The following is a 19939-nucleotide window of genomic DNA, read 5'->3' as shown; positions in this document are numbered from 1 at the left end:
TGTATTGGTATATGATCTCCAAAATGCACAACATGAACGTTATTAACGTCTGACTGTGCAGGAATGGGTGCATGTTTCATCGATGGTTACGGCATCCAATGGAAATCCTAGATCTGCAGATTTTCCGAGGAGATAAAGTGCGATCACTTCAGAAGTGGGATTGTCATTAAATACAAAATGCCTCTGGTCGGTGGATTTCAAAAAATCAATAGTCAGGTTATCTGAATCAGCCAAGAGTGTGGCATGATCCCAGTTTTCTTTGCACCAGTCTTTAATGACCTTAAAGTCAGCAAAGTCTTTGAGCATGCCATATTGGTTGAGCTGCAAGCCCCTTATTTCACAGGTAATTCGAAAAGAATGGCCATGGAGGTTCTGACAGCGTCCTGGGTAATCCTTAACCAAACGATGTGCAGCTTCAAACGAAAAGGTGGTTGTTAAAGTCAAAACAGGTCTACTCATGGTGACAGAGAATGCGTTATCGCGAGCATTCAGTCAACATTTGAGATGATTTGACATACCCCACGGGGGTATAGTAGAATCGTAAAAAGCATGAGCAGGTTTGATGATCTAAGCTTGCGAATTTTAAATGCTGTCTGATCTTGGAGGGCACTTTGTGAGACAAGAATACTTGGTTCAGGGTATGACCTGCGCCTCTTGTGCGAGAAATATTGAGGCTTCCATCAGGCGGATACCTGAGATTGAAAGTATGGAAGTTAATTTTGTGACCAATCGGGCGACCATTACCATTAAGGAAAACTTGGGGAGAATTGAAGAAACTCTCATCGCCGTCCGCAAGGCAGCGAAGTCCATCGGATACGAATTGATCGAAATAAAATCAGGTCATTTGCAAAATTCCGCAGAATTCTCTGATACGGCAGAACATATTGAACTCAGTGAAGATTATGACCAATCAAAAGAAGATAAAAATTTGCGAATTCGCATGATAGTTGCGGGAATATTGACGATTCCACTTTTTTTATTAGGAATGGATTTGGTTCCTTTTGCTCGGGATTGGTCGGCTTTTCTTAATCACATGATACAGTTGTTTTTGGTTCTTCCGATTCTGTTTTGGTCTGGGAAGAGATTTATTTTTGGGTTGTTCCTCACACTGAGAACGGGTCATGCCAACATGAATACTTTGGTGGGGCTGGGAACCCTATCGGCCTTTGTATATAGTCTCGTTCTGACTCTCAGCCCCGACCTCTTTAAATATGAGGGGCTTTCTGCGCATGTCTATTACGAGTCCGTTGGATTTATCGTGCTATTTATTTTAATCGGTCAGTATCTTGAAAACAGAGCCAAACTGAAGACCTCAATGGCCGTACGGGGGTTATTTGAGCTGAAGAGCAAAGAAGCTCAGGTGGTTGTCAATGGTGAGCTTAAACGGGTTGCGATCGAGGACGTTGTTGTTGGTGATATTGTTTCGGTTCGTCCGGGAGAAAGAATTCCTGTCGATGGGGAGGTTTTAGATGGAAAATCCCTCGTTGACGAGTCCATGGTGACTGGTGAGCCAATTCCAGTAGAAAAGAAATCTGGTTCTGAGGTTATTGGTGGGACCCTTAATCAAAAGGGTGCTTTTCAGATGAGAGCTGGCAAGGTGGGTAGCGAAACCTTCCTTTCTCAAATTATTAGATTGGTCCAGGATGCACAGAATTCAAAGGCTCCCATTGAGCGGTTTGCGGATCGAGTGAGCTCGATTTTTGTTCCCACTGTTTTCGTTTTGGCTTGCATGAGTTTTGGCATCTGGATGCTCGTGGGACCTGAGCCTCGATTAACATACGGTCTTGTTGCATTTGTTTCTGTGCTCATCATTGCATGTCCTTGCGCCCTCGGATTAGCGACGCCCACGGCAATCATCGTCGGAATTGGCAGAGGAGCTCAGCGAGGAATTTTGTTTCGCAGTGCTGAAGCAATAGAGGCTGGTGAAAAAATAACAGCGATCATTTTGGATAAGACGGGAACAATCACGGAGGGTCATCCAAAAGTCCTTGTGGCAAAGATATTGAACAATGAGGTCGTCGCAAAATCGAAAATTTACAACTGGCTGCTGAGCTTGGAAAGTCGGTCTGAGCACCCACTGGGTCAAGCGATTTCAGAATTTGCAAAAGATAATGGTGGCATTATTGTGGAGGTGGAGAGCTTTCAGTCGTTAACAGGTTTTGGCATTATCGGGCTCATAGAAAAGAAGAAAATATTGGTGGGCAATCAGAAATTGATGTTGAATGAATCCGTCCAGCTCAACGAGGAAGTAATGAGAACTTTGGATGAATGGGGGGAACTGGGCCATACACCTGTATTTGTCGCGGTAGAATCTAGTCTTTCCATGATGATAGCAGTGGCGGATCCGATAAAAAAGAACGCTTCCCGGGTTGTGCGTGAGCTTGGAGAAATGGGAATTGAGGTTTGGATGATGACGGGGGATTCGCAAAGGGCTGCCGGTGGCGTAGCGAATCAGGTTGGGATCATGAAATTTTCTGGAGAGGTGTTGCCAGGGGCCAAACTCTTGAAGGTAAAGGAACTGCAGTCGGCAGGTCACCGAGTTGCTATGGCTGGGGATGGTATCAATGATGCGCCTGCCTTGGCTCAATCGGATTTAGGTATTGCCATGAGCAATGGAACGGATATCGCCATTGAATCAGCTGACATGACTCTGATCAATGGCGATTTGGAGCTTTTGCCGCTCGCTTTGAAAATCTCAAGGGCCACTATGAAGGTTGTTCGACAGAATTTGTTTCTATCATTTGTTTACAATGGTCTTGGAATCCCATTGGCGGCCGGAGTTCTGTTTCCGACAACGGGGACCCTGCTCCCTCCTATTTTTGCTGCATTAGCTATGGCGTTGAGCAGTATCTCTGTAGTACTCAATAGCCTCCGATTGAAAAGTAAAAATCTTGGAGGAATCTAATGGAAAAAAAGGGAACTTCTCACACGAGTCATCTCAATCGCTTGAAGCGCCTTGAAGGTCAGGTTCGTGGGATTGCCAAGATGGTTGAAGAAAAGCGCTACTGCATGGACATTTTGACTCAAATCAAAGCGGTGCGTTCGGCACTGGGTTCTTTGGAAGAAAAGATCATTGAACAGCACATAGATCATTGTGTGAGGAAAGCCATCGGGTCAAGCGACAAAAGTGAAAAAGGACTAGTGATCCAGGAAATCATGGAGCTGCTGGAGTCTGCGCGAGCAAGATAGGTGAGTCCTAGCAGCCTGTTCCAAGAGGAGGAGGTTCCTGCTCTATGCAGCGTGGACTTGTTGGTGGACACATCAGTCGTAGGTGGAAATGATCGTGGTGGTTTTTCAATGGACGTAGACTTCTGAGAACTGCGGCCACCTTTTCATCTGAGGCTTGAGTTTTCCATTTGAGGCAAAAGTGCCTTTTGATGGCCTCGTCGACAAAAATTCGATTCACTCGGCCCGTCTGAATAAGGCGGCTGAAGATTTCTCCGTTTCGATCTGAGTCAAAGTTTATGGAGATATCTCCATTCGGTGCAAAATCTTCATCAAATCCAAGATCGTTGCTGGGATTCTGTTCGTTGTGATTGCGACGATAGTAAGCAACATCGGCATCAAGGCCATTTTGATGACTTGCGTGGCGTCCCAGGGGGCCACCGCCGGCCCCGCTGATGTCGCCAATCTGAAGTCGCTCTCCTCCCGGAAAATCCAGAGCGATGCTATTGGCCGCATCAGACAATATTTGCACCAAGTCATTTGTTGCATAGGCTCGATTCCTGCCCTGCATGATTTTTAGGATGCCATGGGATTCAAATGGGAGACTGCTAGAATTAATAAGATCGCCCCGCGAGAAGAATCCGATTGCCTGTTCGATTCCGAGCAATTGAGACTTCTCAACGGGACCTCTTTCTATTCCGATCAGTTCATTTAACTCCGCAGGCGTGAGTTGATCTTTTTCGTCCCATTCCGTTGCTTGAGTTGCCAATGACAATAGAAGGATCAACAAAATGCTTAGCTTTTTTGTACTCATCACAATATCAGATTCCAACAAGACAGAGTGAGCAAGCAGATTCGATCCATTCTGGGACGAACCCCTACCTTCGTTAACTCGACCCGACAAACGTCCGATAGAGAGCTCTGACGGAAATCAGGGGAAGATTGTGTATTTCGTTATCCTTTCAGTTCTTTTTTTGAAAATATCTTGGAAAAATTTGAACGTAAAATTTTTCAGTCTTCTCATTTCACTGTCGATTGGAGAGTCGCTCTTACAGAATAACAGTTTGGCTAGACCCTCCGTTTCAAAAGCACCCTCGGTTATCCATCATAATTTGGGATTACTAAAATCCGTAGTGAATGGTGAGTCAGCGACGGATTTTATCAAGCGATTGCTTCCTCAAGAAAGCCTCAATCGATCTCGTTTGATAGATTATTCATCACAGCAAGGAATTGAAAGGGCTCCTCATCGAATTGAAATCAGAGAGAGAGAATCCGCCATTGAAGTTCATTGGAATCTGACAGGGAGTAAGGGAGCGCAAGAGTATGTCGATGCGATTCGGATTCAGACTTTGGATTCAGGCCAATTTTTAGTTAACGAGGAGAAATTTTTTTTGACGCCAACAGCAGGGATAGCTTCCGATCTGATTCGAGTAGAAGAAATATTGAGCCTCAAAAGGGCTAGGTATACCGAAAATAACGGACTTGCGAGGAAATTACGAACCGATCCCTACCCGAGAGAAAAAGGAGCAGTATTTCTCCTCTCTATCATGTATTCCCTGTATTTTTCTCAACCCCATAGTCGTTGTCTTGAGGCAGAATTGGTTTTGTCACAAAGCTTGAGCCTGGCGAAGACAGTGCTGGTAGATATCCCAAGTTGCGAAAGCAGAAAGGTTGAGGTGGTCGTACAAAGAGATGAGAGTCATCCCCGACTGGAATTAATGTGGGCAGATGGAGTTGCTGATCAATTGTTGGCAGTAGAATCCTCTGAATCTCATGGACTCCTCAGAAGAATGACCTACGAATTTGATTCCTGGGGTCTAAAGAATATACTCATTCGTGATTCATCTGGAAAGCATCAGATTTTCACAACTCAGTTTGGCGGTAACAACATGGTGACTCCTGAAATGCTCGTAGAGTTCAGAACGCGATATGATCTACTAGAAAAACTTCGCAATGCTGGGAGCGATTGGGGCCTCACCTGCGTCAGTGGATGTCATAAAGAAATGATAGCACATCTTGCTCAGAAAAAGGAAGGCATTGCTCGCCAAGAGCTAAGAGTTCGAAAGCCGGCCTCCGCGAGAAAAAAAATCGCTTATTAATTCTCGATTCTCAGCAACGACGATCCCTCACCGCGGTTGTGCTCTGTCTCTTTCCTCCAAATCCGGGAATGAATTCAACTTTGAAATCTGCTTTTTTCAGTGCCCGCTTGAGCGATCCGGTGGCAGCATAGGTGGACAACACGCAGGGAAAGTCAGCAAATCGAATAAAAAACTGATCTAGGTTACTTTCATTCCAGAGCTCTGGGCTAGTTTGAGATGAAAAAGCATCGTAAAAAATTCCGTGCGCTCGAAAAGGAGGATCTTCAGAAGGCCTGAGCGTCTCGCATATTATCCAGGTTTTTGTCGCGGCCATTTTCTTTAATTGATTCCGGACAGCGGCTTGTGGCACATTCATCTCGCGACTCACCAAATCCAATATAACGTCATAAACTCCAAATAACTCAGAATCAGTTTGGGTGGTTCGAGGGATTCCATCGAGCCAACTCATGAAGTTGCTGCGAAGAAAATCCTTGGTTTCGTAACTGAGTAAGCGCCAGGGATGGTTCGGGAAATTTTTGAGGGAATAGGCGGCGGTCAGAAGCTCATTGTAGCCAAGCCCCAGCCCTACTGAAAGCAGGCGAGTCTCTGGTTCCTGCCATTGGAAGGCCGTTTGAAGGGTGGGGAGATAAATATAAATAGTTTCAGAAAAAGCCCCCTTAAGATTATGCATGGATTCTCCAAGGCCAGAGGAATCCCTTAGTCTGAGGGTCGGACTGCCGTCTTTGGTGATTTCAATCTGAAACGGATTGTTCGCATCAAACTCATCTCTCAATGGCATTGCCAAACTCCAATAATTTGCTTAAACATCACATATGTCATTAGCTCCACAGTGGCAAGGCTTGCCCTATCATGCGATCAGCCAGTTTTATCGCCATCGGTTTGGTGGAAGGGTGTATAAAATTCCCGTTAGCGTTTCTGAAACTTGCCCTAATCGGGAGGGGTTGGGAGGCGGAAAAATTTGTATTTTCTGTGATCAGTGGGGGTCAGCTGCTTTTCCCGAATACTCTCAAGAACCTTTGCGCCGGCAAATTGAGGAGACTCGCTCGAGATTGCAGCGACGATTCAATGGGGATATGTTTTTGGTCTACTTTCAGGCCTACACGTCTACTTTTAGTCGAACTGCTCATTTGCGTGAGCAGTTTAAAACGGCTTTTTCATTTCCTGATGTAAAGGGAGTGGTTGTTGGGACCAGGCCTGATTGCATTTCAGATGCTGTTCTCGATTTATGGAATGAGACAACAAGATCAGGTCGGTTTGTGGGAGTTGAGCTGGGAGTCCAATCTTTTGATGAAAAACAACTCGTGTGGATGCAACGTGGGCACACCGGAAAAAGAGCAATCGATTCTATTTTGCGAATAAAGGAGAAAACTCAGGTAGACCTTGGGATTCATTTGATTTTTGGATTGCCCGGAGAAACGGATGACCAAGTTATTGCGACCGCAAGACTGGTTAATCGTTTGCCGATCAATAACGTGAAGCTCCATAATCTTCATGTGTTGCGAAACACTCCGCTCGAGAAGATCTGGAATGATGGTCAATTTATCCCTCTCTCTCGTGAGATTTACATTCGAAGAACGATCTTGTTTCTCGAACACCTTCGGCCGGAGCTCTCTGTGCATCGACTTGCTGCAGTTGCGAGTCGTCATGATGAATTGGTCGCTCCAGCTTGGGCATCGAGTAAAATGGAAACCTATCAAATGTTTCTGGACGAATTTCGTCGTCAAGAGACATTTCAGGGCAGCAAATGGGAGGCTCCCTTAATTCTGGACAAAAATCCTGATATTGCGAGTTCAAATCAATATTTGGGGTTGAATGGTCAAATACTTTCGACCTGATTCTAGAGATTTTGGGCATAAGTTGGACCTCATAAAATGATTGTTTGATAAGATCAAAGGATCAATTGAGGAGATTATGGTTCCATTTCGAATAAAGCGAATTTTTGAAAAAATGGTGCAGCCGAAGACATCGGCGGATGGTCATCAAGGCAAGAACGAGAAAATGCTTATATCACAGGCCCGTGGTGGAAATATCTCTGGTGTTTTGATGGCAATTAATTTGGGTGCGGATATTAATACCATTGATCGTGACACGGGAAAGACCGCTTTGTATTTTGCTGTTGAAGCTAACGCTTTGCCACTTATCGAATTGCTGATAAAAAACAAGGCGAGAGCCGATATCTCTGAAAGATCCACAAAATATACCCCGATTATGCTAGCGACTGAGCTCAATTTTCAGAGGGCCATTGTGGCAATGATGCAAAGTCCTGAAAAGGGTCTAGAGAAAGTTGACCATCGCGGGCGAAACCTTATCAACATAGCTCTTGAGAAGGGAAAGTCCAAAGTGGCCCTCTTTTTTAAAGAGGCCGGTGCGGATATTCAAGACGCCTTTGTGTGGGCCATAGATGAAAACTTAGTCGACCAGATGAACTGGTGTTTGGAACAAGGGGCGAGCATGAATACGATCCTTCCCTCAGGGTATTCCCCTTTGGTGAAGGCGATTCTGGAGAGAAATCAAAAAGAGGTCAAATATTTTTTGAGTAAAGGGGCCGATCCAAATTGGATGGGAGGAGGAGGAAATCTCGTCTCTACAAGAGGGAAGAATTCTCTCATGATTGCTTTGGAGACAATGGGAGCAGAGGATATCGTGCTCAACCTACTTGATACCCCTTCTATTGACGTTGCATGCAAAGACATGCTGGGAGAGAATGCCTTGATGAAGGCCGTTCGAAAATGTCACATCGAAGCCGTTAAGATTTTAATTGCGAAGGGCTCAGATCAGAGGATTGTTTCAAATGAACGAGCGACCCTTCTGATTGCGGCCGCCCAAAGCGGACGGGTCGAAATGGCGCAAATGGTCTGGAACCTCGGCGGATTCAATGTAAATGACATTGATAACAAGGGATGGAATCCGCTGATGTACGCGGCACGTGAGGGCGATTTGGAATCTACCAAGCTATTTCTTTCATTTGGAGCCGATCCAACCTATAGGTCTCCGAACTTGAGTATTACGGCAGCTGATTTAGCGATGGGCGTTCGAAGAAGAGCTTATAAGGAAACGCCCGAGAGAGTTGCAGTTTACGATAGTATTATTGAGATTCTAACAAATACAAAAGTTGCCTAAAATCGAATCAGGGTTTCGATCTTCCAAGGTTTTATAAATCTGGAATTAGATTTTTCCGTGTGTTGAATGAATGATAATTTCCGAATTTGGACGCAGCTCATTTGCTTTGATCGTCAATTCCAATGGCAACTCAATCCTTGAACCGCGAGGAATAAGAGGAGCCCGCCCTTCTTTCTTGAGCCATGATAAGAACTCTCTCTTTGGGCCTCGGCACAGAGCTTGTTTTGTTTTTCCCTTTTCTTCAAGAGTATCACCAATGATCCTAGCCCCAGAAAATTCGGGAGGCGCGATCCGAGAGGCCATCAAATAGGAAAAGGTGAGACTGCGGTTATCAAGGGGAAGCAGGTCTTCCAGGCGAATGAGCCAATCAGGTCGTCGCAATAAAATGCGATCGTGGCACCAATCTGACTTTGACATTTCAAGTAATGGACAAGCCATCTGATGGGTGCAGGGAGCCCACATATAGTAGCCCCTGTCGAGCAGCTCCTTCCTCAAGGTCATGAGCTGTCGTCCTTGCATCCGGCTGCTAGGTTCTAAGATGAGAATATGTGAATAGCTGTCCAAATTTTCGGGTATTGAAAGTCCTTCGTTAAGTGAGTAACTCAATAAGGCGAGACTCTCTGATTGGGAGGATCGCGGAAGTGTACGGCTCTGGTGAATTTCTGTTTTCATGGCCATTGGAAATCTCTCAACCATAGCTCTGATGATATCCAGCGGCTCGCGAGCTGAGTCGATAGATCGGTAACATTGGATAGGCAGTGGGATTTGAAGGTGATCCCATGCGAGCAATCCCGTTCCCGGACCAGATCCAAAATCAATAACTTCCTTGATGTTCTTCAAAAAATTAAGACGGAGTCCCTCTTCGAGAACTGCGGTGAGACGCAGAAAGTTGAGTGGGAGGAAGTAAGCCCAATAGGCTGCGCGATGACGGCGATTCGTCCACAGTTTGGCGTCTATTTTTCTATCCAAATATTGCCTTGAAAGATCTAATATTGCTTCACTCAATGAATGCTTTTGTTCCAAATTGAACTGCTCTCGGGCAAGTCCCCATTGAATTCTTTCGGTGATGGTTTCTGGGAGACTAAAATGATGCAAGTGTCGAATCTTCATGATGGCGGAATATTGCACGTAATTCTGAGTTCGTCTAGCTTGACTCAGTTTCTCCTGCATAGAATACTTAACTGCCAGAAGGGATTCTATATGAGCTTAGAATTAGAGTTGATTGTGAGACAACAGATCATTTTGGGTTCTCGGCGCCTTTACGATCGAGGTATGCTCGCCTCTGCAGATGGGAATCTCAGCTATCGATTAAGTGACGAGAGAATTATCATTACTCCTTCTGGAGTAGCCAAGGCTTTTATTAAGGTCGAAGATCTCTGTGTCATTGACCTTCAGGGTCGCATTTTGGAGGGAAAGCCTTCTGGAGAAATGTCGATGCATCTTGAGGTCTACCGACAAGTTAAAAAGGCAAGAGCTGTTGTCCATGCTCATCCCCCTTACGCAGTGGCGTGGTCTGTATCTCATCCGCAACTTTCAGAATTACCGAGTGAGTGTCTGAGTGAAATAATCTTGGCTGTTGGCTCCATACCTATAGTTCCCTACGCGCGACCGACAACTGTGGGAATGGGAGAGGTTTTAGGTTCCTTTCTTCCTCATCACCGTTTGATGATACTGAGTCGGCATGGTGGTTTGAGTTGGGGAGAGGATTTAGATGAAGCGGTGAACGGAATGGAGAGATTGGAACATTCTGCTCAAATACTGGCACTAGCGAAGCAATTGGGTGGGCTCAGTTTTTTGCCATCTGAAGAGGTTGAGGCCTTACGTGAGATGCGCCGGGGTATAGGCGAGAGAACTTTATGAATATTTTATTTTTTAATTTATGAGGAGATTTTAATATGTGGGCCATTATAGGCGGGTCAGGTTTCGAAAAGTTTGAAAATTTTAAAACGGTTTCCTTACTAGGCAGGGAAACGCCATTTGGATCTGCATCGAGTGGATTAAAGACCGTCAAAATAGGGGATCATGAGTGTCTATTTGTTTCTCGGCATGGAGATCATCACGAACTGTTGCCGAGTGAAGTTAACTATAGAGCAAATATATGGGCCTTAAAAAAATATGGTGCGAAGGCCATCCTTAGCTTTTCGGCCGTGGGCAGCCTGCAACAGCATTATAAGCCTGGAGATATGGTCGTTCCGATTCAGTATATTGATCGGACCAAAGGTCTTCGTCATCATACCTTCTGTGGAGACGGCGTCGTTGGCCATGTGTCTTTAGCTAAGCCAATTTGTCAGTCTATGGCAAGCAGAGCGCTCGGGCTTGCAGAGGGTTTGCCTTTCGAGAGCCATATGGGCCAAACCTACGTTTGTGTGGAAGGTCCTTATTTTTCAACTCAGGCGGAGTCTATCCATTATCGTTCCATGGGCGCGGATATTATTGGAATGACCCATTTTCCAGAATATGCCTTGGCCCGAGAGGCTGGTCTCCCGTACCTTCCCTGCTGTTTTGTGACAGATTATGACTGCTGGGATGACTCGATACCGCATGTGACTTTGGACGATGTGATTCAGACGATGCGTGCAAATAATGCCAAGGCAATTCAAATGACAGAAAAAATTTTGGATACTGGGGACACCTTGTTTAAAGACTGCAAATGTTCTGATCAGAGCCTGAGGGCAGGCTTATTGACTTCGCGAGATGCGATTCCAATAAATGCCAGAGTTTGGCTTGAAATACTTTTAGCCCAATCAAATCATTGATGTCTGCGGTCACTGCCCCATGATGTCTGCGATCTTATCCAAGGTGAATGGTGGGACGCTGATATCCCTCAAATAAGACGATGACCGCCTTCGGGCGGCTTTCTGAGATATTTTTCCCGGTCAATTTGGGCAAGGCTGAGTTCGCATCAAATTCAGGCAAGTTGGCCGATAAAAAGGAACTCGACTCAACGAAGGCCCTGCGCAAGGCTTTCGCTACATATGGTAAGGTTCTGACGCACCCATGGCTGGCCCTGGAAACCCCCAGTTTTTTCCAATTGCTTGGTGGAGTGCCATGGATGGCGATTCCGGACCAACGGCCTCCAGAACTATAGCGATAATAGATATACATGGCATGAGACATGGGAGAGCCAATCGTGTTTTGTTGGTGATCTCTTGTTTTTTCAAAATGAATCTGAAAAGCCCCAGATATCGTCAATATAGATCCCGATCCCGTTAATCCAGATGAAACGGGAAGGGCGTATGGCAGTTGATCATTTTGGAAATTGAGATCGATATCATTGCGGCGAGCATATTCGGAGGATTGCTTGAGTGGCTCTTCGAGGTGGGTTACAAAAAAATCGCTCTGAAACTTCTGGGCACTATTGGTTATACCGACAATTTCTTGAGAGGAATTGCGTTCAAAAATACTTTGACCTTTTCGTGAACGCCCAATGACTGACATGAATTGGGCAGGCACAAAGTTTGTTGGAGAGGAATCAGCCTTTGCTGTATTTACACAAATGAAGTAATCAAAATGGGCTTCAATTTCAGGCGTAATAGATTTCATAACATTTTCAAACTTCAAAAATCGAGGAATTGCGAGCGAGGAAAAATACTCAAGTTTTTCGACAACACTCGATTTGTCCTCTACAATCTGAGCTTTCCCTTCGAAAATCAATTGTCCGACTTCATCGTTATCGATATCTACAATTTCGCCGGTCTCAACAATCCGAGCTTTTAAACTTAATTTGGGGATATTTTGATTGGCTTGCCTTTCAGCAAGAGCAGACAGCCAAGGGCTTCCGGTCATTGTCAATGAAAGTGCTTGAAGAACACGACGACGAGAAATTTGGTTCAACATATAGATCCCCTCCCCAAAAAATTGAATGCCGATGGCTAGGCAAAATTGTACCGTTATCAGAGAGAAAAGAAATGGCAGGCGTTCAATTGAATAATTTGCCGTGAAGGGAAACTCTATGCTTGAATTCATTTTGAAAAAAGGTTCATTATTTACAGGAATATCACCAGGTGTTAGCTTTTTTCGAATGGAGCATGTCCTAGTTTCGATGCTAATAATTGTAATGCTTGGCTGTTCAGGTAACCAAAAAAGGGGAACTAATTCGGTGGGCTCGATTTTGCTTATCCATGGGAGTGCTCCATTCAATGAGGACGGGAATGTGCCCGACAGCCGTGCTGGTAGATATCGGAAAACAGATTTTTACTTAAAACTTGCTCATTCGCTCGAGACAAATGGATGGAATGTCGTCCGATATTCAAAACCTGGGGTCTCAATGGAGTCAGTCGATTTTAACGAATATTGCAAGACGGACATCGCATCAATTGAGGCTCAACTACTGGATCTCTGGAAACTGCTCCCGACGGACAAGCCTCGTCTTGTATTTGCTTGGAGTGAGGGCAGCCTCCACGTTCATTTGCTCCCTCTCGGAGAGGTGGATGGCGTCGTATTGCTTGGTGGAATTTCGACCAACATAAGAGACGTCATCTTGTCCCGGGCAAAAAGCAAGATAGAGAGGGCGCAAATTGAAAGTGAGCTGGCAAATTTGTCTTCTCTTCCACGAGACCAAATGTTGGGTTTAGATCGTCCTGCTGGACGTCTTGTTGATGAGTTTAAGTTTGAGAATAATTGGACCTACTTTACCGGGCTATCAAGACTTCCACTTCTAATACTTCATGGTGATGCTGACTCCGAGGTACCGGTATCAGAGGCCTATGTCTGGGAAAAGCGACTTCCGACAAACAGAGTTCAAATTCGAATGAGACGACATGGAAACCATATGTATGGATTAGGATCAGACACTGGTGCCATTGACATAGCCGACGAAGTTTCGAACTGGTGGAATGGTAGTTCTAAAATCGCGGCTAAATGACAGTTGTTTTGTAGTCCAAGCAGAGGAACAAGATCAGCGTCACCGTTCATGGCCCGGAGTCTTGCTAGAAGATTCATTTCTTGAACCATCCAGGTCTTTAAAAAAATTACCCCATTTCATTTGAGCAATGAGTGCATAAATATCATCGTTGTTGCCCCTGCGTTCTTGAACCCTGATCCTTTCGTCATAGGCACGAATGGTTCTATCAAGGTATTCTTCGCGAGAAAGCTTTCTGACGGCATAAAGATCCACGCCAAAATGGTCGTCGTATTCTCGTTTCGCCCAGGTTTCGTCGTCTTCCCCCGCACTTCGCTCGACAGGGATATCGTGTTTAGGAAATTGTCCCATCCGGAACTCGGGGTCGTTGTTCACTAGGGCCATATAGTTGTAGCCTTCACCTAAGGCTGCCATTTCTGTTTTTTGAGTATCAAGATTCATTCCTTCTGGTGGAAGGCCTGCTTTGATATCATCAGAGAGGTGTCTGAGTTCATGGATATAAACCAGTCGGGACATTGGGTGACCCTGGAGATTCGGATCAAATTCAATTCCCGCCTGGCCCAAAACGCGAAAATAAAGTCCCCCATACGTCCGGTTTGGGTTGAAGGAGATCAAACCCATCATCGAAAGAAATTTCGCCTTCTGCTCTGGATCCAATTCAGATAGAAGGACTTCAATTCGGGCAATCAAATGGCGATCGAAAACATCTAGATCGGTTCTTCCAAAATTCCCAAGTTTATAGAGATTCCTTCTCCAATCGGGGACCGGAATTTTCGATTTACCCGTGTGATTTTCTTAATAATCCAATTACACAACCCCGAGCGAGTCTCAGTTGCGGACCATCCTGTATGAGAACTAGCTAAAAGTATGAGAGCCAAAATCGAGCGAGTTATCAGATGGGCCTCCAATAAGGCTTGCACATCATATAGATACTACTTTCCGCTCTGTGGATTGCAGAACGGAAGCTTGGAGTCATAAGCCATGGCCGCGTTGTGGTCACTTTCTTCGTTTTCCGAATTCCAAAAGGGCTTCATTTCTGGAAGAAGCTTTAGAATAGATTGGTTCCGTAAGCGATCAAATGATGAGGTGTAGTTCATAAATTTCGCCCACGATAATTTGCGTTGAATTTCAGAGTTGGTTGGGTTGCTCAAAGATTTGAAATGACTTAATAGGATTTCAATTTTTTCCCGATTGAATTGGCCAAAGTGTTCATCGTAGTTGGAAACATGTCTGTCAAGGTGGCGGTAGATTTTTTCCATGGCTAATTCTTTAAGGGATGAGGGAAGAACAGAGGCTGAAAGGTAGGATGGATTTCCCAACGAAATAAAATAAGGCATGGCAGGCAGAGACTCACGGTAGTCGAGGAGAAAATCGAGAAATTCAGGAAGACGTAAAATATTGTAGGCCTGAAAACAAGTGTGAACTTCGAGCCAGAGAGGAAGCCTTTTCTTTAATTCAATCAGACTTTCAAAGTTCTTGTGAAAGATACTCCACTTGAGAGGGTAACGGATATAATCGTTGATATCCCCGTGCCCTTCCACGCTGACATGAATTTCGATTGCCTTAAATTCCGACCACAATTCCAGAAGGCGAGGTGGAAGAACAGAGATGTTTGAATGGTAGCGGAGAACAATGTTGCGACTCGATCCATTTTGAACTGCCAATTCGAGAAGTTTCAAATGCAATCTCGAGAGAAATGGTTCTCCTCCTGTGGTGAGTACTTCTTTCAGGCCAGGCAAAATTTTTGAAAAAATCTCTGTTAGATGGGTGTCATCCTGCCAGTTAAGGTGGGCTCTCTGTGCATGTTCTTTGGAGAAATGAATTTTAAGGGCTTCGAAGTCATCATTAAGAGCGTAGGAAGAGGTTGGTCCGCACATGCGGCATTTCAAATTGCAGTGGTTGCTTAGTGATAGGTCCAAAAACGAAATTTCATTTGTTGCCGTACCATCTTCTCTCATCGCATCGAGAAGACGATGAAAACTTTCCTCATATTGCTTGAGGTAGATATTGCGTAGGGAGACACCTCCATTGTCTTCAACTCGATAACAATTTCCACAAAAATCTGGCCTCTCGCCGTTTGCCATAGCCAAACGAAATTTTTTCATAAAGGGGCTATTAAATGCCTGGTCCACCGATTTGAGTTTCGAGAGGTAAATGGGATCATTTTGATCATCGCGAATGTGGCCACCATGATCTGTATTGCAACACACTCGAATCGACGTGTCCGTGTTTACGCTAAAGTGCAGCCAGGGCAAAGGACAAATTCCATCGGGTACGAGGGGTCGATTTTGATCGGGATCCGCAGCCTTGAGATCATTAGCATTGAGATCGTTCATGGATTGTGCTCGCCAAGCAAGGAGGGAATTGGCTCATTTTTGAGCTGAGATTTCGAAAAATTCCAGTTCTCAAAACCCAATCTAGCGGCCTCGGTGGCGACACCAGCATAGAGAATTGGATCTACATGCTTGAGCTTCTGCTTTCGGTGGTCATCAAGGAGCTGGGTGTAGGCCCAAAACTTCTTCAGATTTTCTTCATAATCGAGCGGCAGCGGCTGCTTGAGTTGATGGAGTATGAGGTCGAAGCGATCTCCTAAACCTTCGAGATTTTTGATGAGACGGGAACGTTTCAGATAGGCATTGATTCTCTCAATGGCAATTTCTCTCAGAGAAAGGGGAAGAATATCGATATTCAAAAATCTAGGTTTAAAAAGAATGTTTATTGAGTAAGGATATTGATAGAAGTGAGGCTGTTCCAATGCGAGAGTTTCAATCCAATCAAGAACATCGGTAAAAGAAAGTACGTTATACATTTGTAGCGTTAGGTTCACTAGGAGTTTTACTCTCCCTTCCTTTACCCTCTCTTTCACGAGTAGAAAATTTTCTGCAACTACGCTCCATTTAGAAGGAAATCGAATGTACTCTTGAACAGAACCCGTCCCATCAATACTTGCTATGAATTCAAAGGGATTAAATTGGGTGGAGACTTCAATCAGATCATTGCTCAAATATGTAAAATTTGAAGATAAAAAGACTCGAATTCGTTTCGAATGTCCGCTGTCAACACAAGCCTTAAGGAGAGAGAAAACTTCAGGAAGGAGGGTTGGCTCACCTCCGGCGAAGCTAAGAGTCTCGATATACGGAATAAAACTGGCAATTTCAGCCCAGAATTCTGGAATATCCGACCAGTTCGGCATTTGATCAACGGTAAAGTCAACTTCAAAGGTTTCTTTATCGAAAAGCCTTGGATCCTTAAGTGATATGAGATGGCTATACTTGTTTGCCAGAGTTTTGAGTTCATTTGCAACGGAACTGCTATCAAACTGATTGCACATTCTGCATTTTAAATTACAGAGGTTACCCGGCTTGAGTTCCAGAAAATAAGGTAGGGAAGAGAGCTGATAGTCATTGCTTTCTGCTTCTATGATCGCCTTCGCAAGGCCTTCATGGTCTCCCCAATCCTGTAGACTTCGCTGGCGCATGCTTGTGGAGCCAGAGGCTTCTTCCTGATAACACTGACGACACTGATGAAGCGCTTCTCCGCTCAGCATTTTTTTTCGAATCATGCGAAGACTTTCGCTGTTCCAAACTTTTTCTATCGTGTCAGTTGCGACAGAAAAATTTCGTCCTGTAGGCGCCTGCAACATTTTTGTATAATAGCAACATGGCCGAAAAAAACCGGCAGGAATCGTCGACATCTGAACAAATGGATAGGCGCAGAACGAGGAGAGTTTTAGCTGTTCAAGTTGAGAATGGGGCTCGTTCATAAAGGGTGCGCCATCATACATATTCGTCAGGGCTGGGACAACTGCAGACAAGATTTCTGTCCCCGTAAGCGTTGTCGATTCGTCTGACTGGAGTCCAAAACTTATGATCTTTCACCCACGCCAGTGGAAAGCTCGCTTCCTCCCTCGTGTAAGGATGTTTCCACTCGTCTGATGTTAAGTGTTCGATGGAATGGGGGGCATTGCGAAGAGGGTTATCCTCTTTGTCTGCTTGTCCCATTTCAATCTGTTTGATCTCGTCGCGAATCTGAATCATGGCATCGCAGAAACGATCAAGCTCAGCCAGTGATTCGCTCTCTGTTGGCTCAACCATCAGAGTTCCTGGCACGGGCCATGACATTGTGGGGGCGTGAAAACCGTAGTCCATCAATCGCTTCGCAATATCGTCGACTTGAATACCTGAGGATGCACGAAATTCACTGCAATTTAAGATGCATTCGTGGGCTACAAAGCCTTGCTTCCCGCGGTAAACTACTGGGTAGTGTGCACTTAAACGTTTTGCGATATAATTTGCTGAGAGTATGGCCACCTCCGTCGCTTTCTTCAAGCCATCCAAGCCCATCATATGAACATAGGCCCAGGAAATGGGTAAGATTCCAGCACTTCCCCACGGCGCTGAAGAGACGGCTGAAACTCCAGTTTTAGGTCCGCAATAAGTTTGTTGCCGATGAGTCGGAAGAAAAGGCATCAGGTGTTCTGCAACTCCGATGGGACCAACCCCAGGTCCCCCTCCTCCATGTGGAATGCTAAAGGTTTTGTGGAGGTTGAGATGGCAAACGTCAGCGCCAATTTCGCGAGGTCGCGCGAGGCCAACCATGGCATTGAAATTGGCGCCATCCATGTAAACTTGTCCACCAAATTCATGAACAATTCGACAGATTTTAATGATTTCCTCTTCGAAAACTCCGTGTGTCGACGGGTAAGTCACCATGAGTGCGGCAAGCTTATCTCTATGAGAATGCGCCTTGATTTGCAGATCATCAACGTCGATGTTTCCGCTCGTATCGCAACCGACAACAACGACTTCCATGCCCGCCATGGCGGCACTCGCTGGATTTGTTCCGTGGGCCGATCGGGGGATGAGACAGATATTTCGATGACCCTGATGACGGGACTGGTGAAATTTCCGAATGGCTAAAAGGCCTGCATATTCCCCTTGTGAACCGGCATTAGGTTGAAAGGAAATACCAGCAAATCCCGTTAGCTGACACAACCATTTCTCAAGTTCAGAGATCAATTGTTGGTAACCTTGAGTCTGGTCTAAGGGAGCAAAGGGGTGAATTTTCGCGAATTCAGGCCAGGTGATAGGAATCATCTCGCTCACAGCGTTGAGCTTCATGGTACATGAGCCAAGCGGAATCATCGCATTCGCAAGCGTTAAATCTTTGCATTCGAGACGACGGATATAGCGAAGCATTTCTGTTTCGGAATGGTAGGAATTAAACGTTGGGTGAGTCAAAAATGAACTTTTTCTGGAGAGAAGCCCAAACTTGCATTCCGTTCGATTTAAAACCTCAGAAATCTCATTTGTGGAACTGGCAGTGAATAAACTGATGAGCTCTTCAACGTCCCGAGCCGTTTTTGTTTCATCAAACGATATCCCGAGAGTGTGATCTCCCACATCAGCTAAATTAATTTTCTTGTCTTTGGCCAAAGAGAGGACGGATTTTTTTTGATCTGCTGAAAGTTCCACTCGCAATGTATCAAAAAAGTGCTCATTGACAATTTTGAATCCGAGTTTTTTTAGTAGATTTGCTGTGGCTTTTGCTAAAATGTGGACGTCAGAGGCAATTCTTTTCAACCCATCCGGACCATGATAGACAGCGTACATTGAGGCCATTACCGCAAGAAGAACCTGTGCCGTACAAATATTACTTGTCGCCTTTTCTCGTCGAATATGTTGTTCGCGTGTTTGCAAGGTGAGACGAAGAGCTGGCTTGCCATCGATATCTTTGCTAACCCCAATAAGGCGACCAGGAATTGATCTGATATATTCTTGGCGAGTGGAAATGAAGGCCGCATGAGGGCCCCCAAAACTCATGGGTACTCCAAATCTCTGACTTGACCCGACGGCAATATCGACACCCATTTCTCCAGGTGGCTTCAGGAGAGTTAATGCCAACAAATCGCTGCCAGCAATAACCAAGGAATTATGACGATGAGCTCTCTCGCAAATTTCAGTGAGATCACAAATCTCTCCTGAGAAGGAAGGATACTGGACATAAATGGCAAACGCAGGCGCAGAGAAATTCCAAGCCTTTAAATTCACACTTTTGATTTCAATGCCCAAAGGTTCAGCTCATGTTTGCAAGACTTCGAGAGTTTGTGGGAAAATATCCTCATCAACAACAAATAGGTTTGAAGAGATTTTCTTATTGACCGAGTGACTCATCGTCATGGCCTCGGCCGCAGCAGTTCCTTCATCCAGAAGGGAAGAATTGGCAATCGGAAGACCTGTCAAGTCAGCAACCATGGTCTGGAAATTAAGAAGGGCTTCCATACGACCCTGTGAAATTTCGGCCTGGTAGGGAGTGTAGGCCGTATACCAACTTGGATTTTCCAGAATGGTGCGAAGAACAATTCCTGGCGTGTGGGTGTCATAGTAGCCCTGTCCGAGGTAACTTTTATAGATTTGATTTTTATTTGCTACGGACCTGGCTATCGATAAAAACTCTGATTCAGCGAGCCCATGAGAGGGCAGATCGAGTTTGCCTTCATAAAGGATATCTTGAGGGAGCGTCCTATCAAGCAGGTCATTTCCATTTTTAAGATTAAGAGTCTCTAACATTTTTTGTTGGTCAATTTCATTTGGACCGATGTGCCTATGAGAAAAGGTTTCACCTTGAAGTCTGGGTTGAGAGCGACCTTCCATCGAAGTGGACCTCCTATATGAATTCGATTGATTCTATAAAA

16 protein-coding genes and 1 pseudogene are annotated in these 19939 nt (G+C 45.1%); 8 read left to right on the top strand and 9 right to left on the bottom strand.

The features are described 5' to 3' along the window. Positions 1-42: 42 nt before the first annotated feature. Positions 43-459 (bottom strand): 6-carboxytetrahydropterin synthase, encoded by a 417-nt coding sequence (locus IPJ71_14030; GenBank protein ID MBK7844783.1) that lies wholly within the window; start codon positions 457-459, stop codon positions 43-45. 154 nt (positions 460-613) lie between these two features. Between IPJ71_14030 and IPJ71_14025 the strand changes: the two genes are divergently transcribed. Beyond that, positions 614-2905, top strand: coding sequence for a copper-translocating P-type ATPase (locus IPJ71_14025; protein ID MBK7844782.1), 2292 nt, complete (start codon positions 614-616; stop codon positions 2903-2905). Further along, a complete protein-coding gene (locus tag IPJ71_14020; protein ID MBK7844781.1) occupies positions 2905-3189 on the top strand; it encodes a metal-sensitive transcriptional regulator in 285 nt (94 codons plus the stop codon). Before IPJ71_14025 ends, IPJ71_14020 begins: the two co-directional genes overlap by 1 nt. A 7-nt stretch (positions 3190-3196) precedes the next feature. Here the strand turns inward: IPJ71_14020 and IPJ71_14015 are convergent, their stop codons facing one another. After that, positions 3197-3979, bottom strand: coding sequence for a penicillin-insensitive murein endopeptidase (locus IPJ71_14015; GenBank protein MBK7844780.1), 783 nt, complete (start codon positions 3977-3979; stop codon positions 3197-3199). Positions 3980-4109: 130 nt separating this feature from the next. On the opposite strand from IPJ71_14015, the gene IPJ71_14010 reads away from it, so the two are divergent. Continuing rightward, positions 4110-5264, top strand: a complete 1155-nt coding sequence (locus IPJ71_14010; protein MBK7844779.1) for a hypothetical protein — start codon at positions 4110-4112, stop codon at positions 5262-5264. A gap of 10 nt (positions 5265-5274) precedes the next feature. On the opposite strand, the gene IPJ71_14005 is transcribed toward IPJ71_14010, so the two are convergent. After that, entirely contained in the window at positions 5275-6042 is a 768-nt protein-coding gene (locus IPJ71_14005) for a hypothetical protein (protein MBK7844778.1), read from the bottom strand. Between the two features lie 34 nt (positions 6043-6076). On the opposite strand from IPJ71_14005, the gene IPJ71_14000 reads away from it, so the two are divergent. Both IPJ71_14000 and IPJ71_13995 read left to right on the top strand, forming a co-directional pair. Continuing rightward, positions 6077-7099 carry a TIGR01212 family radical SAM protein gene (locus tag IPJ71_14000; protein MBK7844777.1) on the top strand — a complete coding sequence of 341 codons (1023 nt, stop codon included), beginning with the start codon at positions 6077-6079 and terminating at the stop codon, positions 7097-7099. Positions 7100-7175: 76 nt separating this feature from the next. After that, on the top strand, positions 7176-8384 hold the full coding sequence (locus IPJ71_13995; GenBank protein ID MBK7844776.1) for an ankyrin repeat domain-containing protein: 1209 nt from the start codon (positions 7176-7178) through the stop codon (positions 8382-8384). A gap of 45 nt (positions 8385-8429) precedes the next feature. Here IPJ71_13995 and IPJ71_13990 read toward each other — a convergent pair whose 3' ends face one another. After that, positions 8430-9494 carry a hypothetical protein gene (locus IPJ71_13990; protein ID MBK7844775.1) on the bottom strand — a complete coding sequence of 355 codons (1065 nt, stop codon included), beginning with the start codon at positions 9492-9494 and terminating at the stop codon, positions 8430-8432. 90 nt (positions 9495-9584) lie between these two features. On the opposite strand from IPJ71_13990, the gene IPJ71_13985 reads away from it, so the two are divergent. Continuing rightward, on the top strand, positions 9585-10244 hold the full coding sequence (locus IPJ71_13985; GenBank protein ID MBK7844774.1) for a class II aldolase/adducin family protein: 660 nt from the start codon (positions 9585-9587) through the stop codon (positions 10242-10244). Positions 10245-10279: 35 nt separating this feature from the next. Beyond that, the gene (locus tag IPJ71_13980; GenBank protein ID MBK7844773.1) at positions 10280-11140 is read left to right on the top strand and encodes an MTAP family purine nucleoside phosphorylase; all 861 of its coding nucleotides are present in this window, start codon (positions 10280-10282) and stop codon (positions 11138-11140) included. 34 nt (positions 11141-11174) lie between these two features. Here the strand turns inward: IPJ71_13980 and IPJ71_13975 are convergent, their stop codons facing one another. Beyond that, positions 11175-12221 (bottom strand): L,D-transpeptidase, encoded by a 1047-nt coding sequence (locus tag IPJ71_13975; protein MBK7844772.1) that lies wholly within the window; start codon positions 12219-12221, stop codon positions 11175-11177. A 262-nt stretch (positions 12222-12483) separates the two neighbouring features. Here IPJ71_13975 and IPJ71_13970 point away from each other — a divergent pair, with 262 nt between their 5' ends. Next, positions 12484-13248 (top strand): hypothetical protein, encoded by a 765-nt coding sequence (locus IPJ71_13970; GenBank protein MBK7844771.1) that lies wholly within the window; start codon positions 12484-12486, stop codon positions 13246-13248. Between the two features lie 39 nt (positions 13249-13287). Here the strand turns inward: IPJ71_13970 and IPJ71_13965 are convergent, their stop codons facing one another. The 4 genes and pseudogenes from IPJ71_13965 to gcvP all read right to left on the bottom strand — a co-directional run bounded on the left by IPJ71_13965 (position 13288) and on the right by gcvP (position 19898). Beyond that, on the bottom strand, positions 13288-13935 hold the full coding sequence (locus IPJ71_13965; protein MBK7844770.1) for a hypothetical protein: 648 nt from the start codon (positions 13933-13935) through the stop codon (positions 13288-13290). A gap of 242 nt (positions 13936-14177) precedes the next feature. Beyond that, positions 14178-15581, bottom strand: a complete 1404-nt coding sequence (locus IPJ71_13960) for a twitch domain-containing radical SAM protein (protein ID MBK7844769.1) — start codon at positions 15579-15581, stop codon at positions 14178-14180. Then, positions 15578-17008 (bottom strand): twitch domain-containing radical SAM protein, encoded by a 1431-nt coding sequence (locus IPJ71_13955; protein ID MBK7844768.1) that lies wholly within the window; start codon positions 17006-17008, stop codon positions 15578-15580. Before IPJ71_13955 ends, IPJ71_13960 begins: the two co-directional genes overlap by 4 nt. Positions 17009-17021: 13 nt before the next feature. Next, positions 17022-19898, bottom strand: a pseudogene (gcvP, locus tag IPJ71_13950) (aminomethyl-transferring glycine dehydrogenase). Between the last annotated feature and the right edge of the window lie 41 nt (positions 19899-19939).

This window comes from Bdellovibrionales bacterium (assembly GCA_016714165.1).
GTDB lineage: Bacteria > Bdellovibrionota > Bdellovibrionia > Bdellovibrionales > UBA1609 > JADJVA01.
This window is presented reverse-complemented; position numbering and strand designations above follow the sequence as displayed.